Here is a 1,749-nt window from a genome sequence, read left to right as displayed (position 1 = left end):
TTAAAAGTGAGGTTACCACACCGAACACCTAATCCCTAAAAACAAGGAAGTGACAAGTTTGTACCCTCAATTATTAACTTATTTAATGGAATTTATCAAGTATCAAGATCAGGTAATTCGAACATTATTGACTCTCCTCATTAGAAAGAGCATGTTTGAAAAACCCGAAGAAACTCCTGTAAATAAACCTTATCGTAAACTTCAGGTGGATGATCTTCCGATCATCGAGACCCTTCAAAAGTTTGATTATCGTTGTCTCCTTACAGAATTCCTTGAGAAAAACGGTAAACATTTAAAACCTGTTCTAAGGCGTAAGAACACAATAGTAAGTGTGCCAAAAACTATGACCTGTCCGCAGTGTGGTGCTCCATCGGAATATCTTTATGCCAATAACGGAGACAAAGGGCAGTATCAATGTAAGGTGTGTACGTGTCTTTTTAGTGATAAGAATCGTTATTTGAAGGAGGCTGTTTTAAAATGTCCTCACTGTTCAAAGACCCTCGAAAAAATCAAGGAGCGGAAGGACTTTGACGTTTACAAGTGCAAGAATAACGACTGTTCTTACTACCAACAGAAACTCAACAAAATGTCTTCTAAGGAGAAGAAACAGTTTAAAAAGGACCCTCAATCCTTTAAGTTAAGATACATATTTCGGCAGTTTAACATTGATTTTCAGCCAATGTCTAAAGAATCTCCCCAAAAGCCAAAAGTTGATTTATCAAGACTTTATGTGTCGCCACATACATTAGGGCTCATCTTAACCTATCATGTCAATTACGGCCTCTCGGCCCGTAAGACAGCTGCACTCATGAAAGATGTTCATGGGGTATCCATATCTCATCAGAGTATTTTAAATTACGAGAATGCAGTAGCCCTTTACCTTAAGCCATACGTTGATCACTATCCCTATGAACTATCGGATCAGTTCTGTGGGGACGAAACCTATATCAGGGTGAACGGGCGTTGGCATTACTTGTTCTTCTTTTTTGATACCGTGAAAAAGATTATCTTGTCTTCCCCAGTGTCAGCCAATCGGGATACGGTGTCCGCTATCCGTGCGATTGATGATGTTTTAATGAAGCTGAAAGAGATTCCTAATGACCTTACATTTGTGGTGGATGGCAACCCAATTTACCTTTTAGCACAGCACTTTTTCGCCCAACACAATATTCACTTTGAGATCAAGCAGGTTATCGGACTTACGAATGAAGATCCTGTATCGACGGAGTATCGGCCACTCAAGCAAGTGATTGAAAGACTAAATCGCACGTTTAAGGGCAATTATCGCTCCACACATGGGTTTGGGTCTGAACATGGATCGGTTTCTTTCGTCACCCTGTTTGTAGCCTACTTTAACTTCTTACGGCCACACTCAGCCATAGAAGGAAAAGTTCCAGTAGTAGTTCCAGAGTTAAATCAGTTGCCTAACATGCCGGCTCGTTGGACGAAACTCATCAGTTTAGCACAACAATGGATTGTGGAACAAACAGCCTAACTTTTTGTTTAGCAGAGCCCTTGAACAGACTAGCAATTGGCGAAGCGAACTCTTGACAAACCGAACTTGCCAATGGTTTAAAATGGAAATAACCAAGGGCTATTTGGTATGCCTTCTTTTGTCCCCGTCGCCCTTGTTAAAGGGATGTCAAACCATTGGCGTGTTTGTCAAGAGCGATTGCGGGCACCTCCGCTACAAAAAAGAGAGAGGAAATAAACTTCAGGTCACTTTTTCATAGAAGTTTTGACACTACC

Annotated in this window: 1 protein-coding gene; it reads left to right on the top strand. The window is 40.8% G+C overall.

What is annotated here, in order from left to right; genetic code table 11:
* Positions 1-58 precede the first annotated feature (58 nt).
* On the top strand, positions 59-1,495 hold the full coding sequence (locus ACE198_RS27925) for a DDE-type integrase/transposase/recombinase (protein WP_375377792.1): 1,437 nt from the start codon (positions 59-61) through the stop codon (positions 1,493-1,495).
* Positions 1,496-1,749: the final 254 nt, after the last annotated feature.

It is taken from the genome of Neobacillus sp. KR4-4 (assembly GCF_042136325.1).
Classification (GTDB): domain Bacteria; phylum Bacillota; class Bacilli; order Bacillales; family Cytobacillaceae; genus Neobacillus.
The sequence above is the reverse complement of the archived record's forward strand: the minus strand, read 5'-3'. Positions and strand labels throughout refer to the sequence as shown.